The sequence below is a fragment of the Pandoraea sp. CB10b_02 genome, from assembly GCF_002216225.1.
GTDB classification, from domain to species: Bacteria; Pseudomonadota; Gammaproteobacteria; order Burkholderiales; family Burkholderiaceae; genus Pandoraea; species Pandoraea nosoerga.
Map to the genome: position 1 here is coordinate 67,613 of NZ_NJGW02000002.1, position 26,826 is coordinate 94,438.

Annotated in this window: 21 protein-coding genes; 10 read left to right on the forward strand and 11 right to left on the reverse strand. The window is 64.7% G+C overall.

All coding sequences use genetic code 11. The features are described from left to right. Positions 1–3: 3 nt before the first annotated feature. The 6 genes from CDN36_RS02095 (at position 4) to CDN36_RS02120 (ending at position 5,263) form a co-directional block, all read left to right on the forward strand. Positions 4–621 (forward strand): NUDIX hydrolase, encoded by a 618-nt coding sequence (locus CDN36_RS02095; protein WP_174966467.1) that lies wholly within the window; start codon positions 4–6, stop codon positions 619–621. Positions 622–695: 74 nt separating this feature from the next. Then, on the forward strand, positions 696–1,460 hold the full coding sequence (gene aat, locus CDN36_RS02100; protein ID WP_150556918.1) for a leucyl/phenylalanyl-tRNA--protein transferase: 765 nt from the start codon (positions 696–698) through the stop codon (positions 1,458–1,460). Then, positions 1,457–2,233: an arginyltransferase gene (locus CDN36_RS02105; protein ID WP_150556919.1), complete on the forward strand. Its 777-nt coding sequence runs from the start codon at positions 1,457–1,459 to the stop codon at positions 2,231–2,233. The genes aat and CDN36_RS02105 overlap by 4 nt, the downstream gene beginning before the upstream one ends. 210 nt (positions 2,234–2,443) lie before the next feature. Then, entirely contained in the window at positions 2,444–3,472 is a 1,029-nt protein-coding gene (locus tag CDN36_RS02110; protein ID WP_150556920.1) for a quinone-dependent dihydroorotate dehydrogenase, read from the forward strand. 47 nt (positions 3,473–3,519) lie between these two features. After that, positions 3,520–4,317: a cystine ABC transporter substrate-binding protein gene (locus CDN36_RS02115; RefSeq protein ID WP_244958204.1), complete on the forward strand. Its 798-nt coding sequence runs from the start codon at positions 3,520–3,522 to the stop codon at positions 4,315–4,317. A 286-nt stretch (positions 4,318–4,603) separates the two neighbouring features. Then, positions 4,604–5,263, forward strand: coding sequence for an amino acid ABC transporter permease (locus tag CDN36_RS02120; RefSeq protein WP_150556922.1), 660 nt, complete (start codon positions 4,604–4,606; stop codon positions 5,261–5,263). A gap of 141 nt (positions 5,264–5,404) precedes the next feature. Here the strand turns inward: CDN36_RS02120 and CDN36_RS02125 are convergent, their stop codons facing one another. From CDN36_RS02125 to CDN36_RS02135, 3 genes are all read right to left on the reverse strand, one after another. Next, positions 5,405–6,814: a lactate utilization protein B gene (locus tag CDN36_RS02125; protein WP_150556923.1), complete on the reverse strand. Its 1,410-nt coding sequence runs from the start codon at positions 6,812–6,814 to the stop codon at positions 5,405–5,407. Between the two features lie 91 nt (positions 6,815–6,905). Next, a complete protein-coding gene (locus tag CDN36_RS02130; RefSeq protein ID WP_287495882.1) occupies positions 6,906–7,631 on the reverse strand; it encodes a (Fe-S)-binding protein in 726 nt (241 codons plus the stop codon). A 92-nt stretch (positions 7,632–7,723) separates the two neighbouring features. Next, positions 7,724–9,118 (reverse strand): hypothetical protein, encoded by a 1,395-nt coding sequence (locus CDN36_RS02135; protein ID WP_287495883.1) that lies wholly within the window; start codon positions 9,116–9,118, stop codon positions 7,724–7,726. A gap of 289 nt (positions 9,119–9,407) precedes the next feature. On the opposite strand from CDN36_RS02135, the gene CDN36_RS02140 reads away from it, so the two are divergent. Beyond that, positions 9,408–10,235, forward strand: coding sequence for an IclR family transcriptional regulator (locus CDN36_RS02140; RefSeq protein ID WP_287495884.1), 828 nt, complete (start codon positions 9,408–9,410; stop codon positions 10,233–10,235). Between the two features lie 134 nt (positions 10,236–10,369). Here the strand turns inward: CDN36_RS02140 and pbpG are convergent, their stop codons facing one another. The 4 genes from pbpG to CDN36_RS02160 form a co-directional block, all read right to left on the reverse strand. Then, on the reverse strand, positions 10,370–11,629 hold the full coding sequence (gene pbpG / locus CDN36_RS02145; RefSeq protein WP_150556927.1) for a D-alanyl-D-alanine endopeptidase: 1,260 nt from the start codon (positions 11,627–11,629) through the stop codon (positions 10,370–10,372). Between the two features lie 188 nt (positions 11,630–11,817). Then, on the reverse strand, positions 11,818–12,621 hold the full coding sequence (locus CDN36_RS02150; RefSeq protein WP_150556928.1) for a nitroreductase: 804 nt from the start codon (positions 12,619–12,621) through the stop codon (positions 11,818–11,820). 44 nt (positions 12,622–12,665) lie between these two features. Then, the gene (locus CDN36_RS02155; RefSeq protein ID WP_287495885.1) at positions 12,666–13,703 is read right to left on the reverse strand and encodes a DMT family transporter; all 1,038 of its coding nucleotides are present in this window, start codon (positions 13,701–13,703) and stop codon (positions 12,666–12,668) included. Continuing rightward, positions 13,700–14,713: a histone deacetylase family protein gene (locus tag CDN36_RS02160; RefSeq protein ID WP_287495886.1), complete on the reverse strand. Its 1,014-nt coding sequence runs from the start codon at positions 14,711–14,713 to the stop codon at positions 13,700–13,702. The genes CDN36_RS02155 and CDN36_RS02160 overlap by 4 nt, the downstream gene beginning before the upstream one ends. A 492-nt stretch (positions 14,714–15,205) precedes the next feature. Between CDN36_RS02160 and CDN36_RS02165 the strand changes: the two genes are divergently transcribed. Further along, positions 15,206–15,766 carry a phasin family protein gene (locus CDN36_RS02165; protein ID WP_150556930.1) on the forward strand — a complete coding sequence of 187 codons (561 nt, stop codon included), beginning with the start codon at positions 15,206–15,208 and terminating at the stop codon, positions 15,764–15,766. Positions 15,767–16,103: 337 nt separating this feature from the next. On the opposite strand, the gene lpdA is transcribed toward CDN36_RS02165, so the two are convergent. From lpdA to aceE, 4 genes are all read right to left on the reverse strand, one after another. After that, positions 16,104–17,888: a dihydrolipoyl dehydrogenase gene (gene lpdA, locus CDN36_RS02170; RefSeq protein ID WP_287495887.1), complete on the reverse strand. Its 1,785-nt coding sequence runs from the start codon at positions 17,886–17,888 to the stop codon at positions 16,104–16,106. 20 nt (positions 17,889–17,908) lie between these two features. After that, complete coding sequence (locus CDN36_RS02175) at positions 17,909–18,490, reverse strand: Ntn hydrolase family protein (RefSeq protein ID WP_150556932.1); 582 nt, start codon at positions 18,488–18,490, stop codon at positions 17,909–17,911. Positions 18,491–18,571: 81 nt separating this feature from the next. After that, complete coding sequence (gene aceF, locus CDN36_RS02180; RefSeq protein WP_287495888.1) at positions 18,572–20,278, reverse strand: dihydrolipoyllysine-residue acetyltransferase; 1,707 nt, start codon at positions 20,276–20,278, stop codon at positions 18,572–18,574. Positions 20,279–20,375: 97 nt separating this feature from the next. Beyond that, entirely contained in the window at positions 20,376–23,063 is a 2,688-nt protein-coding gene (gene aceE / locus CDN36_RS02185) for a pyruvate dehydrogenase (acetyl-transferring), homodimeric type (protein ID WP_287495889.1), read from the reverse strand. A 342-nt stretch (positions 23,064–23,405) separates the two neighbouring features. Between aceE and CDN36_RS02190 the strand changes: the two genes are divergently transcribed. Both CDN36_RS02190 and CDN36_RS02195 read left to right on the forward strand, forming a co-directional pair. After that, positions 23,406–25,889 carry a PAS domain S-box protein gene (locus CDN36_RS02190; protein WP_244958205.1) on the forward strand — a complete coding sequence of 828 codons (2,484 nt, stop codon included), beginning with the start codon at positions 23,406–23,408 and terminating at the stop codon, positions 25,887–25,889. Then, complete coding sequence (locus tag CDN36_RS02195; protein ID WP_039410467.1) at positions 25,886–26,530, forward strand: response regulator transcription factor; 645 nt, start codon at positions 25,886–25,888, stop codon at positions 26,528–26,530. Before CDN36_RS02190 ends, CDN36_RS02195 begins: the two co-directional genes overlap by 4 nt. The last annotated feature ends 296 nt before the right edge of the window (positions 26,531–26,826 follow it).

Consider the following 26,826-nt stretch of genomic DNA (forward strand, 5'->3'; position numbering starts at 1 on the left):
CCCATCCAATTCTGCTCCGCCTGCGGCCATCCGGTCGAGCTGCGCATTCCGCCCGGCGACAACCGCGAGCGGCATGTCTGCACCCATTGCGGCACCATCCACTATCAGAACCCGCGCAACGTGCTCGGCACGGTGCCCGTGTGGGGCGATCAGGTGCTGCTGTGCAAGCGCGCGATCGAGCCGCGCCTGGGGTACTGGACGCTGCCGGCGGGCTTCATGGAAATCGGGGAGACGACGGCGCAGGCCGCCGCGCGAGAGACGCTCGAAGAAGCCGGCGCCGTCGTGGAAGTCGGCGCCCTGTTCTCGCTGCTCAACGTCCCGCACGTCAATCAGGTCCATATCTTCTATCTGGCACAAATGCGCGAGCCGCAATTTGCCGCCGGCGAGGAAAGCCTGGAGGTCGCCCTGTTCTCGGAAGACGACATTCCCTGGGAGGACATCGCCTTCCCGACCGTGGCCAAGACGCTGCGCTTTTTCTTCGAGGATCGCCGCGCCGGCGCTTTCGGCGTGCATCTGGAACCGGTCGCCGACGACACCGCGCTGCCGGGTGCACCGGTGCCGGGCCTGCCGGTCAACACCGCGCACACCGAAGACATCCTCACGCCGATGCTGCGTGTCTGAGCGCGCCGCCACTCCATTGCGCACAGGTCCGGCCGCCGTCCACCGATTCGCTCGCTCCGCAGGTTAACGTCGTCATGGTCGTCTGGCTCGAAGCAAACGATCCCTTCCCTCCGGTCGACGAGGCGCTCGATGCGTCGAGCGACGCCCCGGGCCTGCTCGCCGCCGGGCTCGATCTCTCGCCGCAACGCCTGCTCGCCGCCTACCGCCGCGGCATCTTCCCGTGGTATTCGCAGGGCCAGCCAGTGCTCTGGTGGAGTCCCGACCCGCGCATGGTGCTGCGCCCCGAGAACTTCGTCGTCAGCCACAACTTTCGCAAGCTGCTGCGCCGCGTGCTGCGCGAGGACGCCTGGGAAGTCCGTCTCGATGACGACTTCGCGGCCGTCATGCGCGCGTGCGCCGAAGCACCGCGACGCGGTCAGGACGGCACCTGGATCACCCCGGCCATCATGAGCGCTTACCGCGCGCTGCACGACGCCGGCCTCGCGCACAGCGTGGAGACGTTCTACGAAGGCGAGCGCGTCGGCGGCCTGTACGGTGTGTCGCTCGGCCGCATGTTCTACGGCGAATCGATGTTCGCCAGACGCAACGACGCCTCGAAGATCGCCCTCGCGGCGCTCGTCGCGTTTGCACGCACATACGCAATAGAGGTGATAGACTGCCAGCAAAGCACTGCCCATCTGGCGTCGCTCGGCGGCGGCGAAATTCCCCGCCACGCGTTTGTCGCACACGTGCAGACGGCGGTCATGGCACCGGCACCGGTCTGGCGTCTGGACAAACAGATTCTGGGCGCACTGGCCTACGGTAACGCAGCAGACAAGGCTCACGAGGTTTCGCAGTGACCCATCCGAACGAACTGCCGCTCTCCCCGCTGTCCGCCCTTCAGTTCTACGCAACAGCGCCCTACCCCTGCAGCTATCTCGACAATCACACGGCGCGCTCGCAGGTCGCCACGCCCAGCCACCTGATCAACTCCGACGTCTACAGCGAGCTGGTTCGCGCCGGCTTTCGCCGTAGCGGCGTTTTCACCTACCGGCCGTATTGCGACGGCTGCCGCGCCTGCGTCCCCGTGCGCGTGCCGGTCGCGCGCTTCGCTGCAAACCGCACCCAGCGACGCATCTGGCGACGCCACGCCACGCTCGCGGTCAACGTCTCCGGCCTGCACTACACGGAAGAGCACTACCAGCTGTACATGCGCTACCAGTCGCGCCGCCATGCCGGCGGCGGCATGGACCATGACAGTCGCGAGCAATACGAGCAGTTCCTGCTGCAAAGCCGCGTGAACTCGCGTCTGGTCGAATTCCGCGAGCCGCCCGGCCACCAGGGTGCGGGCACGCTGCGCATGATCAGCATGGTCGACATCCTGAGCGACGGGCTGTCGTCGGTGTATACATTCTTCGATCCGGACGTCGAAGGCGCGTCCTACGGCACGTACAACATTCTCTGGCAGATCGAACAGGCGCGCGCCCTCGGGCTGCCGCACGTCTACCTCGGCTACTGGATTCAGGCGAGCCGCAAGATGGTCTACAAGGCGAACTTCCGCCCGCTGCAAGGGCTGGTCGACGGCCAGTGGCAGGACATGCCCGAACACCTGCTCGACGCGGCCGGCGGCTGACTGCGTCCGCGCCGGGCGGGGCCGCCAAGCACCACCAGTGCCATCACTGCCATGGGTGCCACGGGTGCCATCAGTGCCGCAGTGCGCACCGCGTTCATAGCACGCCTGAAGTTATGGGGGAAAGAAGTACGCAGAGCGTAGAAAAAGATGCGCTCTGCGACCCGTATCCCGGTAAAATGGCGACTTTCCGATTCCGCCGAACCTGACATCGTGCTTGCGCCTCTCTATCCTTTGGCCCGTCGCGCCCTGTTCTGTCTCGACGCCGAACAGGCTCACCATCTGACGTTGGCCACGCTACGCGGCGCCGCCTCGCTCGGCTTGGCCGGACTCGCCGGCCAGACGCTCCCCGAAGATCCGCGCACGGTCATGGGCATTCGTTTTCCGAACCCGGTCGGCCTGGCCGCCGGCCTGGACAAGGACGGCAGTTGCATCGACGGCCTCGCCGCCCTCGGCTTCGGCTTCGTCGAAGTGGGCACCGTCACGCCGCGGCCCCAGCCGGGCAACCCGAAGCCGCGCATCTTCCGTCTGCCGCAGGCCGAAGCGATCATCAACCGCATGGGCTTCAACAACGGCGGCGTGGAGCAATTCCTTCAGAACGTGCAGTCGGCCCGCTACAAGGGACCGCTCGGCCTGAACATCGGCAAGAACGCCGACACTCCGATCGAGCGCGCCGTCGACGATTACCTCATCTGCCTCGAGAAGGTATATCCATACGCAACATACGTGACGGTGAACATCTCGTCGCCCAACACGAAGAACCTGCGCCAGCTCCAGGGCGGCGACGAACTCGACGCGCTGCTCGGCAAGCTCAAGGACAAGCAACGTGCGCTGTCCGATCGCCACGGCAAATATGTGCCGATCGCACTGAAGATCGCCCCGGATCTCGACGACGAACAGATCAAGGTCATCGCGGGCACGCTCACACGCCACGGCTTCGACGGCGTCATCGCCACCAACACGACGCTCTCTCGCGAGGCGGTGGCGGGGCTGCCCTATGCGAACGAGACGGGCGGTCTGTCGGGGCGTCCGGTGTTCGAGGCGTCCAATCGCGTGATCCGCGCGCTTGCCGCCGAACTGGGCGGGGCGCTGCCGATCATCGGGGTGGGCGGCATCCTGAGCGGCGCGCAAGCCCAGGCCAAGCTCGACGCCGGCGCCAGTCTGGTACAGGTCTACAGCGGCCTGATTTACCGCGGACCCGAGCTGGTGCGAGAATGCGTGCAAGCGTTGCGCACGGCCTGAGCGCCGCACGTCACGCGCCCCTCATTCCCCAGGGAGACACCCTCACCATGAAACACTGGCTCAAGACGTTGTGCCTCGTCCCGCTGGCTGCCGCCGCGCTCGTGACCACCTCGCCGGCGCGCGCCGCCGACCTGCTGAGCACGGTCAAGTCCGCGGGCGTGCTCAAGATCGGCATCGAAGGCACCTATCCCCCGTTCAACTATCGCGGCGCTGACGGCCAGCTCGACGGCTTCGACGTCGACGTGGCCAAGGCGGTCGCCGAACGTCTGGGCGTGAAGCCCGTGTTCGTGACCACCGAGTGGAGCGGCATCATCGGCGGGCTGGTGGCCGGCAAGTTCGACGTCATCGTCAATCAGGTGGCGATCACCGACGAGCGCAGGAAGTCGGTGGACTTCAGCCAGCCCTACGTCTACTCGGCGGCCCAGCTCATTCAGCGCAAGGACGACACGCGCGAGTTCAAATCGCTCGAAGACCTCAAGGGCAAGAAGCTCGGCGTGAGTCTCGGCAGCAACTACAACACGCTCGCCAAGTCGGTGCCGGGCATCGACGTGCGCACGTATCCCGGTGCGCCGGAGTATCTGCGCGACCTGGCCGCGCAACGGATCGATGCCGCGCTCAACGATCGCCTGATGCTGGCCTACCTCATCAAGACGTCGAATCTGCCGCTGCGCCCGGGCGCGGTACTCCAAGGCGCCAACGAATCGGTCGGCATCCCGTTCCGCAAGGGCAACCCCGAATTCGCCAAGGCCATCGACGACGCCCTCACGAAGATGAAGCAGGACGGCTCGCTCGCCAGGCTCTCGCAGAAGTGGTTCGGCGAAGACACGTCGAAGCCTGCCCGCTAATCGAGTCGACACGACCCGGCTCGGCTCGGCCGATCCGGCAACGCAACGCTATCCCTCCAGGCCCGACGGCCGGCACCAGGCGCACGACGCGGGTGCCGGCCGTCGCGTTTGCGGCATCTCGCAAACGGGACATTAACGGGAGATTGCACAAGCTGCCGGCGCGTCCGCTTCACCGCGAATGACGTACGATGACGGCTGCGCCGGCGCCGGCTGACGAGACGCACGACGTCAGGCCGTCAGGCGTGGTCGCCGCCCCTTGCCTCATCGCCAAACACTGACAGTCCTCATGAATCCAATCGAACTCGCCGCCCAATCCATGCCGGTGCTTCTGCAAGGCACCGTGCTCACGATCAAGTTTGCCTTGATGTCGATGGTATTCGGCCTGGCGATCGGCATCGTCGTGGCGATCATGGGCATCGGCAAGATCCGCGTGCTGCGCGCCGTGGCCCGCGCCTATGTGAGCGTCATGCGCGGCACGCCGCTGCTCGTGCAGATTTTCGTGGTGTATTACGGCTTGCCCGGCATCGGCATCTCGCTCGAGCCGACGCCTGCCGGCGTGCTCACGTTGAGCCTGAACGTCGGCGCGTATCTGTCCGAGAGCATGCGCGGCGCGCTCGAGGGCATGCCGCGCGGCCAATGGCTCGCCTCGTACAGTCTCGGGCTGTCGTACTGGCAAACGCTGCGCTACGTCATCGCGCCGCAAGCGTTGCGCATTGCCGTGCCGAGCCTTGGCAACAGTCTCATCAGCCTGATCAAGGACACGTCGCTCGTGTCGGTAATCACCGTCACCGAACTGCTGCGCTCGGCGCAGGAAGTCATTGCTTCGACGTATCAGCCGCTGCCGCTTTATCTCGCGTGCGCAGCCATCTACTGGGTGCTCTCCACGGGCCTGTCCGCGCTGCAGCGGCGCATCGAGAAACGCCTCGCGCTGCCGGCAAGAAGTTGAGCGCCGGCGCGGCGCCGCCATGAAAAAAGCCGGCTCCGCGTCACGGGCCGGCTTCTGCCGATACAACGCCGGAACACCGGAACGCCGGAACGCCGGCAATACGCGCGCGCCCAGGACGAGCGCCCATCGCGATCCCGACGCTCAGCGCGGCGCGCGACGCTCGCGATACATGGCGCGGAACGTCTTGCCGCTCGGGGCCGGCATCTCGCGCGTGTCGGTCCAACCGCCGCCGAAAGGCAGCTTCGAGATACTGCCTCGCTCGCGCCCCATCCACTTAAGCACGCGCGTGCCAAGCCCGGAGAGCGCCGAGTAGAGACGCGGGCGCCGCGCCGCAAACGCCCACGCCGCCAGGGCCGCCCGCTCCTGCCACGGACGCAGCCCGCGGTCGACCTGACGCTCGCGCAGCTTGCGCAGCAGGTCCGAAATCGGGATACCCACCGGGCAGACGCGGTTGCATTCGCCGCACATCGTGGCCGCCTGGGGCAGATCGAGCGTCTTTTCCAGCCCCACGTAGCTCGGCGTGAGCACCGAGCCCATCGGCCCCGGATATACCCAGCCATACGCGTGGCCACCGATCTTCTGATACACCGGGCAGTGATTCATGCACGCGCCGCAGCGAATGCAGCGCAGCATCTCCTGGAACGCGCCGCCGATCAGGCCAGTGCGCCCGCCGTCGACCAGCACGAAATACATATGGTCGGGGCCGTCCACCTCGCCCTCGGCACGCGTGCCGGTGAGCAGCGAGAAGTAGTTCGACGTGCCCTGCCCGGTCGCCGAGCGCGGCAGCAAGCGCATGGCCGTCGCGAGATCCTCCAGCGTGGGCAGCACCTTCTCGATGCCCGTCACCGCCACGTGTACGCGCGGCATGATCGTACACATGCCTTCGTTGCCCTCGTTGGTCACCACCGCCACCGAACCGGTCTCGGCCACGAGGAAGTTACCGCCTGTCACGCCCATGTCGGCCGACAGAAACTGCGGGCGCAGCATCTCGCGCGCCTCGCGCGTCATGGCGGGAATCTCGTCGAGACGCGGCTTTTGGTGCACGCGCGCAAACAGGTCGGCGACCTCGTCCTTGTCCTTGTGCACGACCGGCGCAATGATGTGCGAGGGCGGCTCGTTATCGTTGATCTGCAGGATGTACTCGCCCAGATCCGTCTCGACCGACTGCACGCCCATGTCGGCGAGCACCTTGTTGAGCTGCAGCTCCTCGGTGACCATCGACTTCGACTTGATGACTTTCTTGACGTCGTGCTTGCGTGCGATCTCCGCGATCAGGCGTGCGGCGTCCTGCGTCGACTCCGCGAACAGTACTGTCGCGCCGCGACGCGTGGCCTCGCGCTCGAAGATCTCCAGCCAGACGTCGAGGGTCTCGAGGCCGCGATTGCGCCGCGCCTTGAGCGCCTCGCGCGTCGCCTCGAAATCGATCTCGTCCATGGCGAGCGCGCGTGCGGTCACGAACTTGGTCGAGAGCTTCTTGAGGTTGGCCTGCAGGCGCTGGTCGGCAAGCTTCTGCCCGGCGCGCGCCTTGAATTGCATCGATTGAACTTGCATCGCGACTCACGTGAGGTGATGGCGCCCGGCGCGCGCCGCAGCAGGCGGCGTGGCGCGCACGGACGTGTTGAGCGGGGAGATGGCCGCGAGATCAGGCATCGCCGGCGAGCACCTGCGCGATATGCAGCACGCGCGTTTTCGTGTCGCCGGTGCGGCGCAGACGCCCTTCGATGTTGAGCATGCAGCCCAGGTCGCCCAGCACGACGGCAGGCGCACCGCTCGCGGCGATATTGGCGCATTTCTCGTCGACGATGGCCGTCGAGATGTCGCCGTACTTGAGCGAGAAAGTGCCGCCGAAGCCGCAGCACGCCTGGCAGTCCTTCATCTCGGTCAGCTTCACGCCGGGCATCTTCGCGAGCAGCGCTCGCGGCTGCGACTTGACGCCAAGCTCGCGCAGGCCTGAGCATGAATCGTGGTACGTCACCTCGCCGTTGTAGTCACCCGGCACCGCCTGCACGTGCAGCACGTTGACGAGGAAGTCGGTGAGTTCGTACACGCGCGGACGCAAACGCTCGTAGCGGCCCATGAGTTCGGGATCGTCGGCGAAGAGGTCGCCATAGTGCGCCTTGACCATGCCGCCGCACGAGCCCGACGGCACGACGACATAGTCGAACGATTCGAATTCATCGAGAAATTTCTGGGCGAGATCGCGGGCAATGGCCCGTTCGCCGGAGTTGTAACCCGGCTGCCCGCAACAGGTTTGTGAATCCGGAATCACAACCTCACAGCCGGCCGTCTCCAGCAGCTTGAGCGTCGAGAAACCGATCTCCGGACGCATCAGGTCGATCAGACACGTGACAAAGAGTCCGACGCGCATTGGGGAAATCCTCTTTTCGGGAATAATGGGCCATTATAAGTCGCTGGGCCGTACTGGCCCAGCGTGGATTCCCGGAGCGCGTGGACGATCCGTTACGGCAGCAGCGTTCCCCTGCGGGGATGCCGGTAAGTCTCCAATGATTCGGCCCGCTCCATGGGTGCGCGGCGCGCCTGTTCGGGGACGCCGGCGGCGGCCGCCTCCGCCCCGGCCTCCTGCTTGGCCTCTTGCTTGCCTGCTTGCCCCCCCGCCCTGGTCTCGGCCCCGCTCTCGGCCGCCGCCCCTGCCTCGGCATCGGCCCGTGCCCCGCGCGAGCTTGGCCGCGCCCACGTGCGCGAGGTGGCCTCGAGCGACAGCAGGTTCAGCACGCGCTTCAGGTCGACCGCCATGTCGTCGGTCTTCTCCTCCAGGTTCGACATGCGCGCCGACATACGCGCATCGAGCGCACTCACCGAGTCCGCCGTCGCCTGCACCTGGGCCTGGAGCGCGTGCACCAGTTCCAGCGTTTTCTCGCCCTGACTGCGGCTCTCCCGAGCCAGCCTCAGGGCCTCCTGCCCCTGCTGCCAGGCCAGCGACTGCTGCTCGGCCTGCTCCCATGTGGCAATGCTGTGGATGTTCGAGTACATGCTGTGCTCCTCGCTGTTGATGAACTCCTTGGTGTGATTCAGAAGGTCCTCTACGGCCTTCCACCCCTTTTCTCGGTCGAATCCCCGGATACTTCCCAGGCTTACGCACCGAATCAGCACGGTGACGGCAAAACCCACGATCGCCACCGCCGCCGACGCTACCAGCAACGCAACGGCAGCCACCACCGCGGCGACTGCATAAACGCCGCCGGTGATCGCCTCGCGCGTGCCATGGCGCTTCTTGTCCGGCCGGACGCTCTCGAACGCCCGATCGATCGTTCGCCGCATCTGCTCGAGCAAAGGCGCCGTCTCGTCGCGCAGCGTCATGCATCGGCGCTTGGCCCGATCGAGCGTCTGCCATCTTCCTTCCGGACTCACATACGGTTCGTCGCGCGATAACGCGCGGGCGCCCTTGAGCACCGTCTCGTAGCGCGCCAGCATCTCGCGTTCGTACTCCAGCGCTTCGCCGAATGCCGTCAGTACTTTCAGGAATCGCCGCGCGGAGGGCGTAAGCAACTCGGCGCATTGCTCGTCCAGTTGATCGCCGACCATCGAACAGAAGACGCCGGGCCGGCCGGGCGTCGCAAGACAGCGCCAAAACGGGTCGCGAAGGCCGCCGCGCCAGTAGCCGGCAGTCGCCTTGTCGAACGACTTTTCGAATCTCGCCGTGAGCCTTTCGATGGAGTACGTGCTCAGATTCAGCGCCTTGCACGTGTTCCGAAGGTGCTTGAGCTGTGCGGCGATCTCGGCCCGCTTCTCCGCGATGGAAGCGCCCTTCTCATAGACCCCTGCCGGCGCGAACCACGGATTCATGTCCATCGGCCAATCCGGGTAGCCCAGGTATCCCATGTATTCGTTGTGCATCCGTCCATCTCCTTTTTGATGCCGGGCGCCCCGCGCACGCCGACGGGGCCCGACACCGTTACGGAAAAGAGGGTCATGCTAACGACGCGATCGACGGCGCACTTTGGATTCCTGTCACGGCATCGATGCAACCCGTCACGCTGGGGCAGGAGGTCGGCGATGGGGACACGCAGCATGCGGCAACCGGGCGTCGCAACTGCGTTTTTCGCAGGATTCTTCTACGCCAAGCCCTGCGAATTTTTCACAATATGATATAGAATCATCCCTATACGAAACTCGGCCCTACCTCATGAAAGACGAAAGCAGTCAAGGCGCGGAGTCGCGCACGTCCATTCAGGTAATCGAGCGCATGATGCGTCTGCTCGATGCCCTCGCCGCGCATGCCGATCCGGTCAGCCTCAAGGATCTGGCGCAAGCTACCGAACTTCACCCGTCCACTGCCCACCGCATCCTGAACGACATGGTGGCGTGCCGCTTCGTCGACCGTTGCGATCCCGGCACGTATCGGCTGGGCATGCGCCTGCTAGAGCTCGGCAACCTCGTCAAGGCGCGTCTGTCGGTGCGCGACGCGGCGCTCACCCCCATGCGCGGGCTGCACCGCATCACCGGTCAGACAGTCAATCTGTCGGTACGCCAGGGCGACGAAATCGTGTATATCGAGCGCGCCTACAGCGAGCGCTCGGGCATGCAGGTCGTGCGCGCCATCGGCGGCCACGCACCGTTGCATCTGACATCCGTCGGCAAGCTGTTCCTCGCCGCGGACGAGGCGGCACGCGTGCGGGCATACGCCACGCGCACCGGGCTGTCCGGTCATACGCGCAACAGCATCACCGATTTGCAAAAGCTCGAGCGCGAGCTGAGCCATGTGCGCAAGTCGGGCTACGCGCGCGACAACGAGGAACTGGAGTTGGGTGTGCGTTGCATCGCTGCGGGGATCTACGACGACAGCGGCAAGCTCGTGGCGGGATTGTCGTTGTCGGCACCGGCGGACCGTCTGCAGGACGCATGGCTTGCGAACCTGAACGAGACGGCGCTGCAGATTTCGGCGTCGCTCGGCTTCCAGGCGCCGAATCCCGACGCGGGCGGCGCAACGCCTCAGGCCGCGACCACCGAGTAAGCCAGCGCCAGCGATAGCGATACGCGGCGCGCAGAACCGCACAAAACGAAAGGCGCTCCCTCGGGAGCGCCTTTGCTTTTACTGCGCGCGGTGTACGCGGCGCCTGTCGGCGCCCGGGACGATGAGTCCGATTACTACAGCGCGTGCTCGCTGTTGGTGGCCACCTGCGCGGTGGGCGCCGTGCCGGCCGTGCGTTGCGGCGTCGCACCGCCGCCTTCGAGCAACCACTTGCGAACGCGCGTGGCGTCGGCGAAGCGCGAATACTTGCCGGTCGAATCCAGCAGAATCATGATCACCGGGCGGCCGTCGACGTTGGCCTGCATCACCAGACACTGCCCGGCTTCGTTGATGTAGCCCGTCTTCTGCAGACCGATTTCCCAGCCCGGGTGACCGATCAGGTGATTCGTGCTCACATAATGCAGTTCCCGGCGTCCCGTGTTGACGTCGTAATTGCTGTCCGTCGAGAAACGACGAATCAGCGGGTATTGATAAGCCGCCTTGACCATCTTCACGAGGTCACGCGCGCTCGACACGTTCTGGCTCGACAGGCCCGTCGGGTCGTTGAAGTGCGTGTCGTTCATGCCGAGCAGCTTGGCCTTGCGGTTCATCGCCGCGACGAACGCCGGACGGCCGCCCGGGAAGTAGCGCGAAAGTGCGGCAGCCGCGCGATTCTCCGACGACATCAGCGCGATGTGCAGCATGTCCTCGCGCGACAGACGCGAGCCCACCGACAGGCGCGAACCCGTGCCCTTCTCGTAATCGCGATCCTCGTCGGTGACTTCCATCATGTCCGTCATCGGAATGCCGGCATCGAGGGCGACCATGGCGGTCATCAACTTCGAGATCGAGGCAATCGGCAGCACCGCTTGCGAGTTCTTGTCGAACAGTGACTCACCGGTGCGCTCGTCCACCACATAGGCCACCGACGAGCGCAGCGCGAGCGCGTCCGGCGTTTCATGCAGACCGAACGCGCGGCCGGTCGACAGACGCTCCGGCGCCTGCGGCGCGAAATTGACGGTGCGATACGACGTCACGACACGGCGCTTGCCGTTCTTGTAGACGACGCGTTTGACGGCAACGCGCTTGGCGGCAGGTCCATCGTCGTCGACGGCGGCAAGCTTGCGGACCTTGGTACCGGCCTTCGCGCCGCGCGTCTCGCGAGACGCCGTGGTCGCGACGGCGCGTTTGGCGCCCGCCTTCGACGCGGAAGCGGATTGGGTGTTGGCGCACGCGCGCTTCTGGGCTGCCGTCTTGGCCGTCTTCGGCGAGCATTCGCTCGCTTTACCGGCAGCGTGGACGATGGCCGGGGTGCCGGCGGCGAGCGAAATCGCCACGACGGCAGCACCCCAGAGGCGGGAGCGGCACAGACGCGCAAGGGCGGTGATCGCGTACATAGATTGGGGGTAGCGTAAGGTTGGCGGGCAACGAGTTTGGGAGAAGTTTAGTAACTTCCGAAAAAATAAGCAATATGAATGACTTAGCTGAAATACTTAAACTGGCATCTGGCAGTTTTGTGCAACGCAACGCCTGAAAATGCACATCCGCCAAGTTTTGCAAAATAACGCCAACTCACCGAGATCCGTCAGTTCAAGAAGTGCGCCCATTCCTGCAGGGGCGCGCGCTCGGTGACGAGTCGGTTTTCCACCGCGTCAGGGTCCGCGTAACCCAGCGCCATACCGCAGACCACCATCCGCGCTTCCGGCAGGTGCAGCTGCTCGGCAATGATCCGATGGAACGTCGCGAATGCCGCCTGCGGGCACGTATCGAGCCCGCGTGCCCGCGCCGCCACCATGACGCTTTGCAGGAACATGCCGTAGTCCAGCCAACTGCCCAGCTCGAGATGCCGGTCGATCGTGAAGATCATGCCGACCGGCGCGTCGAAGAACCGGAAGTTGCGCGCATGTTGCCCATGCATGCGGTCCTTGTCCGCGCGACCGATGCCCAGCAACCCGTACAAGTCCCAACCCACCTTGCGGCGCCGCGCCTGATAAGGCTCAGTCCACTCGCGCGGATAGTAGGCGTACTCCTCCTGATGCATCAGACGTTGCGCCGGGTCGTTGAAGGCGTCGAGCAGTCGCGACGTCAGACGGTGCAGTGCGTCGCCGGTCAGCACATAGGTCTGCCACGGCTGGATGTTGCTGCCTGACGGCGCGCGCGAAGCCACCGAAAGAATCTCTGCGACGGTGTCTTGCGGCACCGGCGTTGGCAGGTAAGCGCGAATCGAGCGACGGCTGCGGATTGCCTCGTCCACATATTCCACGCGCAGGTCGGGGTTGCCGTTGACAGCGGCCAGATGCGGACTTTCCCCGGGGCTCGCGGCTTCGACCGGATTCTGCTCCTCGGACAACGGCTGCGCGGCGTGCGCGCTCGGATGCGAATGCTTCATGGGATCTCGCTTACGACAAAGATGGAACGGCGCCTGGCGCCGCGTCAGGACGCGGGTGCGGCCGGCACCGTGCGCCGCTCGATCACGAGCGCCACGCCAAGCGCGGCGACCACCATGCCGGCCGCGCTCAATGGGGACAAGGTTTCACCGAACAACAGCCAGGCCATGACGGCCGTCGTCGGCGGCGTCAGATACATGAGACTGGAGACCTTGGTGGCCGCACCATGCCGGATCAGCAGAAACAGCAACGAGATTGCGCCGATCGACAGCGCCAGAACCGACCATGCGAGCGCACCGATCATTTCGGCATTCCAGCGCACTTGCATGGTTTCCAGGGCCCAAGCCGCCGGCAACGTCACGGCGAACGCCGCGCCGAACTGCACCAGCGTGCCGACACGCAAATCGAAATGCGCGCAGAAGCGCTTCTGATAGAGCGTGCCCGAGGTGATCGCGAATAGACTGAGCACGCACAGCGCGACGCCCGTGGCGTCTACGCCGCGCACGCCCACCTTGTTGGCAACGACCAACCCCACCCCCGCGAAGCCGCACAGCAACCCAAGCCATTGACGACGCGACACCGGCTCTCCGACCACGCGCGCGAAGAGCGCCGTCAGCAATGGCTGGATGCCGACGATGAGCGCCGCCAGCCCCGCCGGCACCCCTTGTTTGATGGCCGCCCACACACCGCCGAGATAAACCGCCTGGATAAGAATGCCGGATACGGCAAGATGCGCATAGAGCGGCCAGTCGGCCCGCGTCCGCGGGGTCGCGGCGCCCGGTCCCGGCGCGGCCGGCCCCATTTGTCGCACCTGTCGCACCTGTCGCACCTGTCGCACCTGTTGCGTCTGCCGTGTCGGCCACGGTGTGCCGGTGAGCAGCGCCACCGGCAGCATGACGAGCAGCGTGCCGCCGAAGCGCAGCGCGAGAAACGTCAGCGGTTCGGCGTTCGGCATGCCGTACTTCGCCACGATGAACCCTGTGCTCCAGATGAGCACGAACCACCAGGGCATGGTGGCGCTCCACGTGGCCATGCCGCCCGCGCCGCGCGAAGCGCTCGCCGACGTCGTCGGACGGTCGCTCATACGAATACGTCCCCCTGTTGGGCGGAATGGGCCGGTCGGGCGGGACCCGACATGGTCGACGGCGGCGGCGAACTCGTCGGCTGCGCCGACGGCGGGCGATGGAACCGGCGGCCGGACCGATGGAACTGGCTGGCCAGCCGAACCGTTCCAAAGTGCGCCGCGACCGTTTGCTCGATGTCGCGTCCATACCCGCCCGCCATGGCGATGGCAACCGGCACCCCCCGCTCGGCGCAGGCGGTAAGCACGCTGCGGTCGCGTGCGAGCAAGCCGTCGTGGGTGAGCGCGAGGCGGCCGAGCCGATCGTTCTCCAACGGGTCTGCACCGGCGAGGTAGATGGCGAGCGTGGGCGTGAACTGCGCAAACAAGTCGGTAAGCGCGTGTCCGAGCGCGACCAGATAGTCGTCATCGCCGCATCCGTCGGGCAACGCCACATCCAGATCGCTACGCGCCTTGCGGAACGGATAGTTGTGTTCGCCGTGCAACGACAACGTAAACACGCTCGGGTCATGCTCGAAGATGGCGGCCGTGCCGTTGCCCTGATGCACATCCAGATCAATGATCGCGACCCGCGTGCCGGCGCCAAGGTCGGCCTGTACCGCGCGCGCGGCGACGGCCGCATCGTTGAACACGCAAAACCCTTCGCCCCGATCGGCGTAAGCGTGATGCGTACCGCCCGCGAGATTGACGGCCACCCCCTGCGCGAGCGCAGCCCGGCAAGCGGCGAGCGTCGCGCCGGCGGAGCGCCGTGAGCGCTCGACCATCTGCGGCGACCACGGAAAACCGATCTCGCGCTGCTCTTTCGGATTCAACGCTCCCGTACTCACGCGCACAACGTAGTCGTGCGCATGGACGCGTCCGAGCATCCCGTCGTCCGCCGGCAGCGCTTCGGTCAACGCGACGTGCGGCAACTCGCCGGCCACGCGCTCTCGCAACCGGGCGTATTTCTGCATGGGAAACCGGTGCCCGGGCGGCAACGGCAGGACGAAGTGATCGCTGTAGAACGCTTGCATCGACGCGAGTGCCCGGCAAGTGCCGCGGGCAAGGGAAAGAGAGGGACCGGGGTCGGCATCGGCACCGAGCGGCGTGACGCGCAACGCGTGCAAGAAACAACGCCGCGCCGCCGTCGCATTTCCCATCCGACCGGTACCGGAACGGGACGATAGTACCATCGCCGCTCTCGCTTCGCCGGGCCCCCGAGCGGTGCAAAGCCGCACCAATCCTGGATTTCCACGAGGGCCACCACGTTCGCCGCGCCGCGACGGACGGCTCCCATGACGGGATCCCAAGCTTTTGATTTTTTAAGTTTTTATTGAATTTGTGCAACGCACAAAAACAACTTGACACCGCCAAAAAATTCTCTACACTTGCGATTGTGCGATGCACAAAAAGAGATCGCACCCCAATGAGAGGCCCCAACCGTGTTTTCACCGGCACAAGGTGAGAACCGACAAGCGAACACGGAGTGGGTCGATACGCTGTGTATGACACCATAGGAGAACGCCATGTCGTTTCTGACCCCCGAACAACTCGCCGCCGCGCACAAGGCCAACCTCGAAACCCTGTTCGGCCTGACCAACAAGGCATTCGAAGGCGTGGAAAAGCTCGTCGAGCTGAATCTGCAAGCCGTGAAGGCATCGCTGGCCGAGTCGGCCTCCACCGCCCAGAAGGCTTTTGCCGTGAAGGACGCTCAGGAACTGCTCGCGCTGCAGGCGAACCTGGTTCAACCGGCTGCCGAGAAGGCGCTCGCGTATGGCCGCCACCTGTATGAGATCGCTTCGTCGACGCAAGCCGAAGTGACCAAGGTGGCCGAAGCCAAGCTCGCCGAAAGCTCGCAGAACGTGCAGGCGCTGTTCGACAACCTGGCCAAGAACGCCCCGGCCGGTTCGGAATCCGCCGTCGCGCTCGCCAAGTCGGCCCTGTCGGCCGCCAACAGCGCTTTCGACAGCGTGCAAAAGGCCACCAAGCAAGCCGTGGAAATCGCCGAAACGAACTTCGCCGCGGCAACCAACGTCGCCTCGAAGGCTGCCGCACAGGCTTCGCGTGCCGCCAGCGCCAAGAAGTAATCCACCGCGTCTGACGTGAATTGACGAGGAACGCCTGAAATACCGTCGTTGCACCCCAGGCGGATGCAGCGACACCCAGTTGTCTCCTCGGTACCGCAGGTACCCTTTAAACCCGGCCCGAGCCGGGTTTTTCTTTGCCCGAGCCGCGAGAGCGGTCCACGCTCTGTCCGCCCCCTCCAGAATGGTACGGAAGCGGTACGGAAGTGGCACGGAGGCGCCACAGGAAAAGCCGCCATCCGGCACAAAAAAACCGCCATCCCGAAAAGGACGACGGTTTTCTTGTCTCGGCAGCGCCGCCGCCGGCTTGCGCCGCGGCGCGCATGCCGCCGGAGAGCGATTACTTCTTGCGCGCGGGCGGGACGTCGGTACAGACGCCTTCGTAGATTTCCGCGGCCATACCGACCGATTCGGCCAGCGTGGGGTGCGGGTGAATCGTCTTGCCGATATCGACCGCATCCGCGCCCATTTCGACGGCCAGGCACAGTTCGCCGATGAGGTCGCCCGCGTGCGTGCCGACGATAGCGCCGCCGAGGATGCGATGCGTCTGTTCGTCGAACAGCACCTTGGTGAAGCCCTCGTCACGACCATTAGCAATGGCGCGGCCCGACGCCGCCCACGGGAACACGGCCTTGCCGTACTTCACGCCTTCGGCCTTCAACTGGTCTTCGGTCTTGCCCGCCCAGGCCACTTCCGGATCGGTGTAGGCCACCGAAGGAATCTGGATGGCGTCGAAGTATGCCTTCTCGCCGTTTGCCGCTTCCGCCGCCACATGGGCTTCATGCACGGCCTTGTGCGCGAGCATCGGCTGACCGACGATGTCGCCGATCGCGAAGATGTTCGGTACATTCGTGCGCATCTGCTTGTCGACCGCGATGAAGCCGCGCTCGCTCACCGCCACGCCGGCCTTCTCCGCACCGATCTTCTTGCCGTTCGGGCTGCGGCCCACCGCGACGAGCACCAGATCGTAGCGCTGCGCTTCGGCCGGTGCGGCTTCGCCCTCGAAGCTCACGTAGATGCCGTCGGCCTTCGCTTGCGCGCCCACCGTCTTCGTCTTGAGCATGACGCGGCCGAAACGCTTGGCGTTCATCTTTTCCCAGACCTTGACGAGATCGCGGTCCGCACCCTGCATCAGGCCGTCGAGCATTTCCACGACGTCAATCTCCGCGCCGAGCGCACTGTAGACCGTTGCCATTTCCAGGCCGATGATGCCGCCGCCGATCACCAACATCTTCTTCGGGATCTGGCGCAGTTCGAGCGCGCCGGTCGAGTCGACGATGCGCGGGTCTTCCGGCAGGAACGGCAGCTTCACGGCTTGCGAGCCGGCGGCAATGATCGCCTGCGCGAACTTCACCACGCGCTTGCTCCCGTCTTCGGCCACCACTTCGAGATGGTTCGGATCGAGGAACGCGCCCACGCCGCGCACCACTTCGACCTTGCGCATCTTCGCCATGCCGGCCAGCCCGTTCGTCAGCTTGCCGACCACGCTTTCCTTGTAGGCGCGCAGCTTGTCGAGATCGATCTGCGGCTTCGCGAACGAAATGCCGTGATGGCCGAGCGCCTGGGCTTCCTCGAGGACGGCGGCGGTATGCAGCAGCGCCTTCGACGGGATGCAGCCGACGTTCAGACAGACGCCGCCGAGCGTTGCGTAACGCTCGACCAGCACCGTCTTGCGGCCGAGATCAGCGCTGCGAAACGCTGCGGAGTAGCCGCCGGGGCCCGCGCCGAGCACGACCACGTCGCACTCGATGTCCGCACCACCGCTGTGCGTGGCGGCGGCCGGGGCCGGGGCGCTCGGCGGATCTACGGGCGCGGCCGAGCTCGCCGCGGGGGCGGCGGCCGGGGCCGACGGGGCCGCAGCAGGCGCGGCGACCTTGGCGGCGCCAGCGTCGTCGGCTTCGACCAGCGCGATCACCGTGCCTTCGCTAGCCTTGTCGCCGACCTTGATCCTGACTTCCTTGACCGTGCCGGACACTTCGGACGGCACCTCCATGGAGGCCTTGTCCGATTCGAGCGTGATGAGTGACGCTTCCTTGGCGATCCTGTCGCCGGGCTTGATCATCACTTCGATGACGTCCACGCCCTCTGCGCCGATATCCGGCACCTTGACTTCAATGAGACTCATGCGGGGTCTCCCTGTCGCATTTATGACTTGATGGTGGTATCGATCGGAAACGCATGCACCTGAAACGGGCCGGCCGAACTCTTGTCGAACTCGGCGCCCGCCCTCACGCCCGCTTCGGCGATGGCGCGTGCGCTCAGATCCTGGTCGTAGAGGGCGTACATGGCGCCGAGCGCGAAGTTGCGCCCCGAGCCAATCCCCCAGAACCGATCGAAAACAAACACTTCCCGGTAGGAATACACGCCGTAGATGCCCGTCGGGTTCGCAATCACGGACGTGATCTGCGACGACTCATACGGATCGTCTTCCTCTTCCTTGGTATTGAGGAAATATTCTTCCTTGAGCTTCTGATGGACGCGGCAGAACGTGCGAAACACTTCGTCACGCGAATGCAGACGGCATTCGTCCGCCATTTCGGAAAGAATGGCCCGCATGACCGGAAAGTGCGCGGTCGTGCCCGCCAGGCCGACATAGGAATCGCCTACCAGGAAGACCTTGCGGTTCTCCTCGTAGGACTGCGACAGTCGCGTATCGCCGAACGTCACGAGTGAGTCGGCGGCAATGGCGATTTCGCCGGCTTTCTTGACGACTACCACGGTGGTCATGAGGCCCTCCCCGTCCAGATCCGAAGCTCGCGCGCGAGCGCCGCCGGCCTGCGCTTGCGCGCCACCGGCGACGTCCGCCATTTACAGCATTGCGCGACGGAAGTCCTGCAACAGTTGCCCCAGGTAGGCGTTAAAGCGCGCAGCCTCGGCGCCATCGATCACGCGGTGATCGTAGGACAGCGACAGCGGCAGCGTCAGTTGCGGCAGGAATTGCTGCTTGCGCTCATCCCACACAGGCTTCTGATACGAACGCGACAGGCCCAGGATGGCCACTTCCGGTGCATTGATGATCGGCGTGAAGGTGGTCCCCCCAATACCGCCGAGCGACGAGATCGAGAAACAGCCGCCCTGCATCTGGTCGGGCTTGAGCTTGCCTTCGCGGGCGAGCTTGGCCAGTTCCGACGTCTCGCGAGCGATCTCGAACACGCCCTTCTTGTCGGCATCACGAACCACCGGCACGACGAGACCGTTCGGTGTATCGGCCGCGAAGCCGATATGGAAGTACTGCTTGAAGACGAGGTTGTCGCCGTCAAGGCTGGCGTTGAACGTCGGGAACTTCTTGAGCGCCAGCACACAGGCCTTGATCACGAACGCGAGCATCGTCACCTTGATGCCGGCCTTTTCGTTTTCCTTGTTCAGTTGGACACGGAATGCTTCAAGCTCGGTAATGTCCGCTTCGTCATTGTTCGTGACGTGCGGGATCATCACCCAGTTGCGGTGCAGATTCGCGCCGGAGATTTTCTTGATGCGCGACAGAGCCTTCGCCTCGACCGGACCGAACTTCGCGAAGTCGACCTTCGGCCACGGCAGCAGATTCAGCTCACCGCCGCCGGCCGGTGCGGTGCCGCCGGCGGCCGCCGGGCGATGGCCCGCCAGGGCGCTCTTGACGAAGCTGCGCACGTCGTCGGCCGTCACGCGGCCCTTCGGGCCGGTGCCCCTGACCTGCGTCACGTCCACGCCCAGCTCGCGCGCGAACTTGCGAACGGACGGGCTGGCGTGACTGATCGGCTGGCCGCCTTGCGGCGCGGCCGGCGCGGGGACCGGTGCTGCCGCGGCGACGGGCGCGGGCGCCGGTGCAGCCGCGGGGGCCGGTGCGGTGCTCTGTGCTGCCGACGCCGCAGGTGCCGGAGCGGCAGCCGCCGGCGCTGCGGCTGCCTTGCCAGGCGCAGCAGCGCCCTCGAGCACCAGGATCAGCGAACCTTCGGAAACCTTGTCGCCCACATTGACCTTCAGTTCCTTGACCACGCCTGCGGCGGGACTCGGCACGTCCATCGACGCCTTGTCCGACTCGAGCGTGATGAGCGACTGCTCCGCCGTCACGGTATCGCCGACCTTGACCAGCACGTCGATCACGGGTACGTCGTCGTAGCCGCCGATATCCGGCACCTTCACGTCGATCTTGCTCGTGTCGCCCGTGGCTGCCGGCGCCGCAGAAACAGCGGGCGCAGCGGCAGGGGCTGCGGCAGGCGCCTGTGCGGACGCCGCGGCTTGCGGGGCGGGGGCGGCAGCGGGTGCCGCCGCGCCGTTGGCCTGCGCGCTCGAGCCGTTGGCCGTTTCGAGCGTCAGGATGAGAGAACCCTCGGACACCTCGTCGCCCACCTTCAGGTTCATTGCCTTGATGGTGCCGGCGGCGGGGCTCGGCACGTCCATCGTGGCCTTGTCCGACTCCAGCGTGATCAGGGCCTGTTCGGCATCGATCTTGTCGCCTTCCTTGACCAGCACTTCGATGACGGGCAAATCCTTGAAGTCACCGATGTCCGGGACTTTCACTTCGATCACTTGACTCATTTTCCACAGTCTCCTCGAGGCTGCGCTTGGCGTGCGGCACGCGCCCGCCAGCCGCTGGGGGACGGCTGGCGGGCGTCTTCACCGCACGAAGCGGCCTTTAGACGGTCATCGGGTTGGGTTTGTTCGGATCCAGGTTGTACTTGGCAATTGCTTCGGCGACCTTGCTTGCCGGCAGCGTGCCTTCGTCGGCCAGCGCCTTGAGCGCCGCGACCGTCACCCAGTTGCGATCCACCTCGAAGAAATGACGCAGCTTCTCACGCGTATCCGAGCGGCCATAGCCGTCGGTGCCGAGCACCACGTAACGACCGCGCACGAACGGACGAATCTGGTCGGCGTATGTACGGATGTAGTCAGTCGACGCGATCACCGGACCGCGGGTCTCGTTCAGGCACTTCTCGACGTGCGACAGACGCGGCGCCTCGGTCGGGTGCAGCAGGTTGTAGCGCGCCACGTCGTTGCCTTCGCGGGCCAGCTCGGTGAAGCTCGGGCAGCTCCACAGATCCGATTCGACGCCCCAGTCGTTCTTGAGCATTTCGGCGGCAGCGATGACTTCGTTGAAAATCGTGCCCGAGCCCAGCAACTGCACGCGCGGCGCCTTGCTGTTCTCGGTGCCGCGGCGGAACGAATACATCCCCTTGAGGATGTCCTGCTCCACGCCTTCCGGCATGGCCGGATGGGCGTAGTTCTCGTTCATCACCGTCAGGTAGTAGTAGACGTCTTCCTGTTCCTGCACCATGCGGCGCAAACCATCCTGAACGATCACGGCCAGTTCGTAGGCGAACGTCGGATCGTACGGCAGGCAGTTCGGAATCGACGAGGCCCACAGCAGCGAATGGCCGTCTTCATGCTGGAGACCTTCGCCGTTGAGCGTCGTGCGACCGGCCGTGCCCCCGACCAGGAAGCCGCGGGCGCGCATGTCGCCAGCCGCCCACGCCAGATCGCCGATACGCTGGAAGCCGAACATCGAATAGAAGATGTAGAACGGGATCATCGTCTCGCCGTGCGTCGAGTACGACGTCGCGGCCGCAATCCAGTCGCACATGCCACCGGCTTCGTTGATGCCTTCCTGCAGAATCTGGCCGTTCTCCGATTCCTTGTAGAACATCAGCTGGTCCTGATCCTGCGGGATGTAACGCTGCCCCACCTGGCTCCAGATACCGATCTGGCGGAACAGGCCTTCCATACCGAAGGTGCGCGACTCGTCCGGCACGATCGGCACGATGCGCTGCCCCAGCGTCTTGTCCTTGAGCAGCACGTTCAGAATCCGCACGAACGCCATCGTCGTGGAAATCTCGCGCCCTTCCGCGGTTGCCTTGAGCAGCGCGTCGAACGCACCGAGCGCCGGCACGGGCAGCGAAGCGGCCTTGGTGCGACGCTGGGGCAGGTAGCCGCCGAGCTCCATGCGGCGAGCACGCATGTACTCCAGTTCCTTCGAGCCTTCCTCGAACTTCAGGTAGGGCACGTCGGCGATCTCGTCGTCCGAAATCGGCAGCTTGAACTGGTCGCGGAACTTCTTGAGCGACTCCACCGGCATCTTCTTCTGCTGGTGAGTGATGTTCATGGCCTGGCCGGCTTCGCCCATGCCATAGCCCTTGATGGTCTTGGCGAGGATGACGGTCGGCTGGCCCTTGTGCTGGGTCGCGGCGTGGTAGGCCGCGTAGATCTTGTGCGGATCGTGGCCGCCGCGGTTGAGCGCCCAGATGTCCTCGTCCGACCAGTCGGCCACCATGGCCTTGAGTTCGGGCGTGTTGAAGAAGTGCTCGCGAACGTAGGCGCCGTCCTTCGACTTGTACGTCTGATACTCGCCGTCCACGCACTCCATCATGCGCTTCATCAGCAGGCCCTTCTTGTCGCGGGCGAGCAACGAATCCCAACGGCTGCCCCAGATCACCTTGATCACGTTCCAGCCCGCGCCACGGAATTCGGACTCGAGCTCCTGGATGATCTTGCCGTTGCCGCGCACCGGACCGTCCAGACGCTGCAAATTACAGTTGATCACGAACACGAGATTGTCGAGCTGCTCGCGGCCGGCCATGCCGATGGCGCCCAGCGATTCCGGCTCGTCCGTCTCGCCGTCGCCGAGGAACGCCCAGACCTTGCGGCCTTCGGTCTTCACGATGTTGCGCGACTCGAGGTACTTCATGAAGCGGGCCTGATAGATCGCCATGATCGGGCCCAACCCCATCGACACCGTCGGGAACTGCCAGAAGTCGGGCATCAGCCACGGGTGCGGATACGACGACAGACCACCGCCGTCCACTTCCTGGCGGAAGTTCTCGAGCTGCTTCATCTCCAGGCGCCCGAGCAGGAATGCGCGGCTGTACACGCCCGGCGACGAGTGACCCTGCACGAAGACGAGGTCGCCGCCGTGCTTTTCCGACGGCGCATGCCAGAAGTGATTGAAGCCGACGTCATACAGCGTGGCGGCCGAGGCGAACGATGCGATGTGACCGCCAACGTTCGTGTCCTTGCCGGCGCGCAGCACCATCGCAATCGCATTCCAGCGGGTGTACGAGCGGATCTTGTGCTCGATGTCCTGATCGCCCGGGATCCGGGCCTGCTGGTCGACGGGGATGGTGTTGATATACGGGGTGTTGGCCGAGAACGGGTGATGCTCGCCGTTGATGCGGGCAAATTCGATCAGCTTCTCGAGCAGGTAGTGGGCGCGCTCCGGGCCCTCCGCGGCCAGCACGCCTTCGAGCGAGGCCAGCCATTCTTGCGTTTCTTGGGGATCCGCATCCGCAGGGGACACGATCTTCAGGGCTTCTTCAGGTACGGCGGACATGGTGTCTCCTTGTCTGTCGTTAGCGGGTTGGCGTAACAAGTGATACCCGCTTCATGGACGGGCCCACCGGCATTTTTACCGGGGCATTGTACGAAGGATATTCCTGGCTTCGCAAGCGAAATTTCAGATTACGATAGCAAATTTCATGATGCGGAATTCTGCTGCACTGCACATAAAATCAAGGAGTTGCCGACGCCATCAGACCACGGATTCCATGCGTACCGATCGGTATCGAGCGCGAATTGAGCGACCGTCTTACTAAAAAGATCGGACGCTTCCGAAAAGCAAGACGCCATGCGGCATGACAGCGGGAAACCGGCCGGCCTGAGCTACAATCTCGGCATGCTTTCGCCACGCCTTGCCAACTCCGCTCCGCCGTCCCGGTCCGCCGCTACACCTGCCCGCTCCAATCGCTGGTTGCAGGGGTTCGCGGAGTCGCACTACTACTTGCTGGTGCCGCTCGTCTCCATTGTGATCTTCCTCGTGGTGATGAGTTTGATCCTGTGGAGCCTGAATCGCCGCGAGACCGAGCAGCAGCAGGACACGCTCTACCGGAACGTGGCCTGGGCGCAGCAACAGATCCGCCTCAATATGCTGGCCATCCAGGACCAGATCAGTTCCCTGGCACGCGACACGGCGGCGAGGCCGCAGGACGTGGCGCACTTCCAGAATACGGCAAGCGAGCTGATGCAAAACCATGCAGACATCGTCTTCATGAACTGGCTCGACGCCTCCCAGCGGCCCCGCTGGGCCGTGCCCGCCGATTCGCCGTTCGCCTCGCGCCTGCAGGGCTCGGCGGCCCACCCGATGGAAGACGAGCTGCTCGTGGCGTTTCGCGCCGCGCGCGATTCACGGCGTTCGGCCTACTCCACGCTGATCTACGACGCCTCGGGCGCGAGCTACATCGTCGTGCAGGTGCCCGTGCTGCGCGAGCGCGAGTTTCTCGGCACGATCAGCGCCGTGTACTCCGTCGAGGGACTGCTGATCCACGAACTGCCGCAGGAGCTGGGCGACAAGTTCAAGGTGTCGTTCATCGACACGCACAACAACGAACTGGCCACGACATCCACGCGGCCGCCGCTGCCGCGAGACGTCTCTTACGAGTTGCTGCTCGATCCGCCGGGGCACAGTCTTGCCGTTCGCATCTACTCGTATCCGGCCGTCGGCAACTTCGTCAACAACACGCTGGTCTGGCTGATTGCCGGGCTGTCCTGTTTCGTGCTCTGGAGCCTTTGGAGCCTGTGGCGGCACACGCGCCAGCGATTCGAAGCGCAGCAAGCGCTGTTCAACGAGACGTCGTTCCGACGCGCGATGGAGAACTCCATCGTGATCGGCATGCGGGTTCTCGACCTCCAGGGCCACATCACCTACGTGAACCCGGCCTTCTGCCGGATGACGGGGTGGGACGAGCAGGACCTGATGAATCGCGCGCCGCCCTACCCGTACTGGCCCAAGGACGACATCCATGAAATGCAGCGTCGCATCGACATGACGCTGCGCGGCAAAGCGCCGTCTCACGGTTTCGAAATCCGAGTGCAGCGCAAGGACGGCACGATCTTCTACGCGCGCATGTTCGTCTCGCCGCTGGTCGACGCGCATGGGCGCCAGACCGGCTGGATGTCCTCGCTGACGGACATCAGCGAGCCCAAGCGCGCGCGAGAGGAACTCGCGGCGGCGCATGAGCGCTTCACGACGGTGCTCGAAAGTCTCGACGCGTCGGTGTCCGTGCTGGCCGTCGACAAGGCGGAACTGCTCTTTGCCAACCGCTACTACCGTCAATTGTTCGGCACGCGCCCCGAAGGCCATCTCGAGCTATCGGGCGGTGGCGAGCTGTCCCCCACGTCGCTTGACCATATCGATATGGTCGACGCGTTCGCGGGGCTGCCTGCGGCGTCACTCACCGATACGTCGGCCGAGACGCAGGAAATCTATCTGCCGGCGCATCAGAAATGGTTCGAAGTCCGGCGCCAGTACATTCAATGGGTCGACGGTCACCTCGCGCAATTGCAGGTGGCCACGGACATCACGGCCCGCCGCCACGCGGAAGAACTGGCACGCCAGGAAGAGGAGCGCCTGCAGTTCACCGGACGTCTGACGACGATGGGCGAAATGGCGTCGTCGCTCGCGCACGAACTCAATCAGCCGCTCGCCGCCATCAACAATTACTGCATGGGAACGGCTGCGCTCGTTCGCGCGGGTCGCACGTCGCCCGAGACGCTGCTGCCGGCGTTGGAGAAGACCTCCCAGCAAGCGGTTCGCGCCGGCATGATCATCAAGCGCATCCGCGCGTTCGTGAAGCGCAGCGAACCGAAACGGCAGCCGTCGTCGATCTATGAGATCGTGGCCGACGCCGTGGGCCTGGCTGAACTCGAAGCCCGCAAGCGCCGGATTCGCATCGTGACGGAGTTGCCGGCAGGCTTGCCGCAGATTTACGTCGACCCGGTGTTGATCGAGCAAGTGCTCGTGAACCTGCTGAAAAATGCGGCCGAAGCCATGCACGGCTACACGCCCGCGCCAGGTCAGCGACGCGACCCGACGGTGCGTCTGCACGTGCAACGGCGCGACAAGGCCGTGGAATTCCAGGTTTCGGACCATGGCCCTGGCGTGGACGAAGCGACCATCGAACGACTGTTTGAACCTTTCTTTAGCACCAAATCGGACGGCATGGGCATGGGCCTGAACATCTGCCGCTCCATCATCGAATCGCACCACGGCCGTCTGTGGGTTGAAAACAATGAAGTCGACGGCGTGCGGAATGGTTGTACTTTTTGTATTCTGTTACCGTTAGAAAGCGATACGACATCCGGCCCCGGGGGAGGACTATGACGACACCCAACACCAATATCGATCAAGAAACCGTCTTTGTCGTCGATGACGACGAAGCCGCCCGCGACTCGCTACGCTGGTTGCTGGAAGCCAATGGCTACCATGTGCGCGTTTTTCCCAGCGCGGAGGAATTTCTTTCGCACTACAACGGACACCAGGTCGGATGCCTCATTCTCGACGTGCGCATGCCGGGCATGAGCGGACTGGAGCTCCAGGAACAACTGATCGCGCAGAAGATCAACATCCCCATCATCTTCGTGACGGGCCACGGTGACGTGCCAATGGCGGTCGACACGATGAAGAAGGGAGCCATGGACTTCATCGAGAAACCCTTCGAAGAAGCGGAATTGCGCGGCCAGGTCGAGCGTATGCTCTCGAAGGCCCGCCAGGACGCCAGCAGCCAGCGTGAACAACAAGCGGCCGAGGAATTGCTCTCGAAGCTGACGAGCCGCGAACATCAGGTGCTCGAGCGAATCATTGCCGGCCGGCTCAACAAACAGATTGCCGACGATCTCGGCATCAGCATCAAGACCGTCGAAGCCCACCGCGCCAACATCATGGAGAAGCTCAACGTCAACACTGTTGCCGATCTGCTCCGTCTGGCGCTCTCCAAACGCTCCAGTGGCTCGCCCCGCCCCTAATATTCGCCGACTAATATTCGCCGACTAGTATCCGCCGACTAGTATCCGCCGAATATCCTGACGCCTCGATGCCCGAGGCCCGGAGGTCCGAACCCCGGCGCCTCCGGCATCGGCCCCGAGGCCGTCAACGCCTGATGCGGGTAGCGCCGATCGTCAGTCCCGCCGTGCGTTCGGGACCGGCCTTCCGGTCTCCTCCCGTCCGATTCGACGCCCCGTTATAATGTCGTTTTTGCGTCGTCGCGCGCCCGACCGACGCCGCCGTATCCGGCCCTGCGGGCCAGCCCCCTTCCTTCATA

Excerpts from the sequence above, each read along its gene's own strand:
- aat (WP_150556918.1), top strand. The coding sequence starts at position 696 with ATGGTCGTCTGGCTCGAAGCAAACGATCCCTTCCCTCCGGTCGACGAG.
- CDN36_RS02115 (WP_244958204.1), top strand. The coding sequence starts at position 3,520 with ATGAAACACTGGCTCAAGACGTTGTGCCTCGTCCCGCTGGCTGCCGCC.
- CDN36_RS02120 (WP_150556922.1), top strand. The coding sequence starts at position 4,604 with ATGAATCCAATCGAACTCGCCGCCCAATCCATGCCGGTGCTTCTGCAA.
- CDN36_RS02125 (WP_150556923.1), bottom strand. The coding sequence starts at position 6,814 with ATGCAAGTTCAATCGATGCAATTCAAGGCGCGCGCCGGGCAGAAGCTT.
- CDN36_RS02130 (WP_287495882.1), bottom strand. The coding sequence starts at position 7,631 with ATGCGCGTCGGACTCTTTGTCACGTGTCTGATCGACCTGATGCGTCCG.
- CDN36_RS02135 (WP_287495883.1), bottom strand. The coding sequence starts at position 9,118 with ATGCACAACGAATACATGGGATACCTGGGCTACCCGGATTGGCCGATG.
- CDN36_RS02140 (WP_287495884.1), top strand. The coding sequence starts at position 9,408 with ATGAAAGACGAAAGCAGTCAAGGCGCGGAGTCGCGCACGTCCATTCAG.
- pbpG (WP_150556927.1), bottom strand. The coding sequence starts at position 11,629 with ATGTACGCGATCACCGCCCTTGCGCGTCTGTGCCGCTCCCGCCTCTGG.
- CDN36_RS02150 (WP_150556928.1), bottom strand. The coding sequence starts at position 12,621 with ATGAAGCATTCGCATCCGAGCGCGCACGCCGCGCAGCCGTTGTCCGAG.
- CDN36_RS02155 (WP_287495885.1), bottom strand. The coding sequence starts at position 13,703 with ATGAGCGACCGTCCGACGACGTCGGCGAGCGCTTCGCGCGGCGCGGGC.
- CDN36_RS02160 (WP_287495886.1), bottom strand. The coding sequence starts at position 14,713 with ATGCAAGCGTTCTACAGCGATCACTTCGTCCTGCCGTTGCCGCCCGGG.
- CDN36_RS02165 (WP_150556930.1), top strand. The coding sequence starts at position 15,206 with ATGTCGTTTCTGACCCCCGAACAACTCGCCGCCGCGCACAAGGCCAAC.
- lpdA (WP_287495887.1), bottom strand. The coding sequence starts at position 17,888 with ATGAGTCTCATTGAAGTCAAGGTGCCGGATATCGGCGCAGAGGGCGTG.
- CDN36_RS02175 (WP_150556932.1), bottom strand. The coding sequence starts at position 18,490 with ATGACCACCGTGGTAGTCGTCAAGAAAGCCGGCGAAATCGCCATTGCC.
- aceF (WP_287495888.1), bottom strand. The coding sequence starts at position 20,278 with ATGAGTCAAGTGATCGAAGTGAAAGTCCCGGACATCGGTGACTTCAAG.
- aceE (WP_287495889.1), bottom strand. The coding sequence starts at position 23,063 with ATGTCCGCCGTACCTGAAGAAGCCCTGAAGATCGTGTCCCCTGCGGAT.
- CDN36_RS02190 (WP_244958205.1), top strand. The coding sequence starts at position 23,406 with ATGCTTTCGCCACGCCTTGCCAACTCCGCTCCGCCGTCCCGGTCCGCC.
- CDN36_RS02195 (WP_039410467.1), top strand. The coding sequence starts at position 25,886 with ATGACGACACCCAACACCAATATCGATCAAGAAACCGTCTTTGTCGTC.